This is a genomic window from Thiohalocapsa sp. (assembly GCF_019695415.1).
GTDB lineage: Bacteria > Pseudomonadota > Gammaproteobacteria > Chromatiales > Chromatiaceae > Thiohalocapsa.
On sequence record NZ_JAIFKJ010000124.1, the window covers coordinates 1 to 5,299 of the forward strand.

The following is a 5,299-nucleotide window of genomic DNA, read 5'->3' on the forward strand; positions in this document are numbered from 1 at the left end:
TAGTTGGTGTAGGGTGTGTAGTTGTGGCGTGTTTTTTTTGTTCAAGCAGAAGGCGGCATACGTGTAGCTTAGGAGTGTCGTGGGCTGGGAGATGGTGATAAGGTACAGAGGCAACAGACTGCCGTCTGCAGTGGTTGGTGAGCACTCAGAGTGGTGGCTGACCCTCGGCCGCGGCGACGACCTGCGTGCCGATGGCATGGGACGCTGGAGCGTCGGAGCGAGGTCGGTCGTCGGCGTATTTTCTCCGAAGGCATATCGTGCAGGTCACGGCCCAGCGCGAGCGAGGGTAGTGGGACAAGAGCGCGACCTGCGGACGGTGACTTCAGCGCAGACAGGCCATCACCGCTTCCTGGCCAGATGCGCCCGCACCATTTTGAGCTCGCCGTAGGAACAGTCATCGCCGAGGGCGGCTTTGGCGGGGCCAAAGGTGTCGGTCCCCATCTCCTTCAGCACGGCGGTGATGCGCGCCAGCTTGTCGGCGTCGATGAAGTCGGTGACGGCGAGCTCGCCGGTGCCGATGAAATGGGCGATGTGGCCCTCGATGGTGGTGGGCTTGAGGGAGCGGCGCGCCGCGATCTCCTCGATGCTCAGGCCTTCTTGGTGGAGTTGGTAGCTGATGAGCTTGGTGTCTTCCTGCGGCCCGTGCGTTTTGGCCCGGTGCCGCTGTCCGCTTCCTGCCGTTGCCTGGTGCTTGGCGATGATGTCGAGGATTTCGTGGCCATAGCGCTCAACGGTGTGTCTGCCGATGCCGCTGATGGCGGCGAGGGCCTCCGGGGTCTCCGGCATCTGATCCGCGATCTGCCGCAGCACGGCCCGGGTGAGGATGCGGTAGCGGGTGACACCCTCGCGCTCTTCTTCGTCCGCCTTCTCCTTGCGCCATTGCCGCAGTGCCACCAGAAGATCGGTGCTGTCGGCGTCGCCGGTGTCAGCCGAAGCCTTTGCCGGCTTGTTTGCCGCGGCCCGCGGCGGCCGGGCCTCGACGTCGATGCGTGCCTTGGCAAGCGCGTTGAGATAGGCGTTGGTCGCAAATCCCTCCCGACAGCTCGCGATGCCGGCGGTCTTGATGGCCAGCGCCTTGCGCAGCTCGGTGAGCGCCTCGTTGAGGGTCTTGCGCAGGGCCTTGTTGTCGGTGTCGAAGGGGAAGCCGTCGGGCGAGGGGCCGAGCCCCTGCTGCAGCTCCCGAGCAAAATAGGCGGATGCCTTGCGCACGCGCTCTTGCAGGTGGGTGTCGTCCTCGGGCGCTTGGTCTTGCCGGAATAGGGCGTCCAGCTCCCGCCGGAACTTCCTGCCGACGTCCACGATGTCCTTCAGCGTCTTGCGCTCCAAGTCGTCCATGCCGTCGGCGCCCGTCAGGTCGAGCACCTTGTGGTTGCTGCGCAGGGTACCGAAGAGCCTGCGCAGCCGGCCGCCGATGGCATCGAAGTCCCAGCATTCGCGCAGCAGCCTTTGTTGATAGGCGATGCGGGCCTCATCGAGCTGTTGGCGCGTCGGCGGGTTGCGTGTGGCGGCGCCGACATACTGAGAGACGGCGCGGTCGGTCTTGATGACGCGGCGGGGGATGGGGCTGCTCAGCACCATGCCCTCGAAGGTCTTGCAGCGGCTCAGGGCCACGTAGACCTGGCCATGGGAGAAGGCGGCGCCGGCGTCGATGATGGCGCGCTCGAACGTGAGTCCCTGGCTCTTGTGGATGGTGATGGCCCAGGCGAGGCGCAGCGGATACTGCGTGAAGGTGCCGATGACTGCCTCGCTGATCTCTTTGGTGTCCTCGTCGATGCTGTACTCGATGTTCTCCCAGGTGACCGGCTCGACGTCGATGTCTGTCTCCGGCTCGCTTGCAGTGGCAGGGCACTGTACGACGATGCGCCCGCGCGACAGCTGCGTGACGGTGCCGATCTTGCCGTTGAAGTAGCGCTTGTCCGCCGAGCTGTCGTTGCGTACGAACATCACCTGCGCGCCCACCTTGAGGGTCAGGGTCTCGGCCGTGGGCCAGCTGTGTGCCGGGTAGTCGCCGTCGATCTTGGCCTTGAACCGAAACGGCTTGGCATCGAGGGCCTCGAGGCGCTCCTCGTTGATGCGCTCGGCGCTGCGGTTGTGGGTGGTGAGCGTGATCCAGCCTTCTGACGCATCGGGCGTGAAGCCCGGCACATGGCGCGCATTGAGCTGGGTAAGGGTGGCGTCGTCCAGCTCGTTGTCGCGCACGCGGTTCAGGAGTGCGATGAAGTGCGGGTCGGACTGCCGGTAGACGTGCTCCAGCGCAATGGGCACGACATCGGTTGCCTGTAGCGCCCGGCTGCTGAAGAAATAGCCGGAGTCGTAGACGTCCCGCAGGATGGCCCAGTCCTTGTCCGGCACCACGGGGGCGAGCTGATGCAGGTCGCCGATCATCAGGAGCTGCACGCCGCCGAAGGGCAGATCGGAGGCGCGGTGGCGGCGCAGCACGAAGTCCACCGCGTCCAGCAGGTCGCAGCGCACCATGCTGATCTCGTCGATGACGAGCAGATCCAGGCTGCGGATGATGTCGCGCTTCTCGCGCTTCAGCCGGTGCACCACTGCCTGCCGCTCCGCCTCGCCGCCGGGCACGAAGGGACCGAAGGGGAGCTGGAAGAACGAATGCAGGGTGACGCCGCCGGCGTTGATGGCCGCCACGCCGGTGGGCGCCGTGACGATCATGTGCTTGGGCAGGTCGCCCTTCAGGTTGTGCAGGAAGGTCGTCTTGCCGGTGCCGGCCTTGCCCGTGAGGAAGACACTGCGGTTGGTGGTGCGGACGAACTCCCGTGCCAGCTGCATCTGCGGATTGGTCACGGTGTCCTTCATGACGGTGTGGGGGCTGTGCCGGGGGCCTGGCGCCGGTTATGGTCCACGCTTTGGGACTTCTCCGCCAGGCCTGGGGGCCGTCCCGGCGGGGTTGCGCCGCGGGGGGGGGGGGTGGGGCGGGGGGGCCCCGCGGCGTCACCGTCTCTAGGCCGAATTTCCAGCTTCTAGGCCTCACTCTCTAAACTCGGGCAATTTAGTACACTGTCCCCTTTTTTTGGTCGCCGTATTCGGGGTGGAGCTTATGGAACGAAACATCGCCGAACGGGCGGGGATACTTGAAGAATGTGCACGATCGGGCAGCGAGCTGTCGGCGGTCTGGGGTTGCAATCGTTTGGGTCCGAAGCAATTTTCGTGGCACTGTAGGAGAGCAGGAAGCCCAGGTCAGTACCGTTGATCGGTGCCGACGCGGGCTGCGTGTTCATCGGTAATCGAGCGAGAACAAACATGACCCATTACACAGACGAGCGCACGGCCAAGGAGAAACGCGCGCTGGCGAAGAAGCTCAAGGAGGTGGAGCGGCAGGCGCGCCGCAAAGCCATTCGGGAGCGCGACAAGTTCGTGGGCCTGCAGATCAGGCCCACCGCCTCCTACGAGGATGATGCCCCGCGGCGGGAGCCCGGAGATAACAACTGGAGCGGGTTTGGCTTCGACCTGCATCCGCACGTGACCTTCGTGTCGAGCTTCGTGCTCATCGTCTTCATCCTGTTGACGTTGATGTTCCAGGCAGAGGCGAAGGCCTTCTTCGACGGTGCGATGTCCGCCATCACGGGCACCATGGGTTGGTTCCTGATTCTAGTATCGAACCTCTTCATTCTGGCCGCGCTTTACTTCGCCCTCAGCAAGTTCGGGCACATTCGCATCGGCGGTGCCGAGGCCAAGCCTGAGTTCTCGACGCTAGGCTGGTATGCAATGCTCTTGAGTGCGGGCATGGGCATCGGGCTGATGTTCTGGAGCGTGGGCGAGCCCATGTATCACTACCAGACTCCGTCGCCGATGTTCAACGGCATCGAGGCGGGAACGCCCGAGGCCGCGCAGGCCGCCATGGGTGTGACCTACTTCCACTGGGGTATCCATCCCTGGGCCATCTACGCGATCGTCGCGCTCGGGCTCGCATTCTTCGCCTACAATCGCGGGCTGCCGCTCACCATCCGCTCGGTGTTCTATCCGCTGCTGGGCGACAGGATCTATGGCTTCTGGGGCAACGTCATCGACATTCTGTCGGTGCTGGCAACCCTCGTCGGCTTGGCGACATCGCTTGGGCTCGGCGTGCAGCAGGTGAATGCCGGCCTAGACCACCTATTCGGTATCGGCATCGACACCCAGACGCAGGTGATCTTGATCGCCGTCATCACAGGCTTTGCGACCTTGTCCGTGTTCGCTGGGTTGGATGCCGGCGTCAAGCGGCTGAGTGAGGCCAACATGGCCATGGCCGCGATCTTCATGGCATTCCTGCTGCTGGTGGGGCCGACCGTCTACATTCTGAGCGGCTTCACGCAGAACCTCGGCTTCTACCTGACCATCTTGCCGGAGATGAGTCTCTGGACGGAGACCTTCCGCGACAGTAACTGGCAGGGCTCCTGGACGGTGTTCTACTGGGCCTGGTGGATCTCGTGGTCGCCCTTCGTCGGCATGTTCATCGCGCGCATCTCCAAGGGGCGGACGGTGCGAGAGTTCATCTTCGGCGTGATCCTGATCCCGACGCTGCTTTCTTTCGTGTGGATGTCCGTTTTCGGCGGCGCGGCACTGAACCTGCAGGCTGCTGGCATTGCCGACATCGCAGCGGCTGTCAACGAGGACGTCGCCAAGGCCATGTTCGCGATGCTGGACAACTTCCCGGTGGCGGAGGTGCTCTCCGGCATTGCCATCATCCTGGTGACCATCTTTTTCGTCACCTCGTCGGACTCGGGCTCCCTGGTGGTCGACCACCTCACCTCCGGCGGCAAGCTCGATTCGCCCACCACGCAGCGCGTATTCTGGGCCGTCATGGAGGGCGTCGTCGCGGCCGTGCTGCTCATCGGCGGTGGCCTCACCACCTTGCAGACGGCTGCGGTGAGCACCGGACTACCCTTCGCGCTGGTGCTCTTGGTGGGCGTCTATGCCCTCTACATCGGGCTCAACCAGGAGCTCTATGTCGAAATGGCAGTCAAGAAGGCGGTTTCCGACGCCGAGGACGAGCACAAGCTGCACGAGGCGGTGGAGACCGTGGTGCAGAGCAGCAGCGACGTGGTCACAGAACCGGTCCGCTCCGGCTGATCCGCTTTCGGCAACCAACGCCTGCGCACCCGTCATGGGACGGGTGTGCAGGCATTCTGCCCAGGACTGGGCCTCCACCTCTCCGCCGTCCCTCTCTCGCGGCAAATATCATCCCTCATCTCGCGGCCGTCACGCCCCTCGGCTGTCGCTGCGGCATCACGTCAGGTCGATCGAAATCGCTTAGGGAAGCGCCGATTTATTGGCGCTTCCCGTGCGGGGCAGGACGCCCCGC

Annotated in this window: 2 protein-coding genes; one reads left to right on the forward strand and one right to left on the reverse strand. The window is 64.3% G+C overall.

The window, feature by feature from the left end; genetic code table 11:
• Positions 1–339 precede the first annotated feature (339 nt).
• Positions 340–2,814 carry a helix-turn-helix domain-containing protein gene (locus tag I6U14_RS03020; protein ID WP_296896787.1) on the reverse strand — a complete coding sequence of 825 codons (2,475 nt, stop codon included), beginning with the start codon at positions 2,812–2,814 and terminating at the stop codon, positions 340–342.
• A 444-nt stretch (positions 2,815–3,258) separates the two neighbouring features.
• Here I6U14_RS03020 and I6U14_RS03025 point away from each other — a divergent pair, with 444 nt between their 5' ends.
• Positions 3,259–5,067, forward strand: a complete 1,809-nt coding sequence (locus tag I6U14_RS03025) for a BCCT family transporter (protein WP_296896789.1) — start codon at positions 3,259–3,261, stop codon at positions 5,065–5,067.
• Positions 5,068–5,299: the final 232 nt, after the last annotated feature.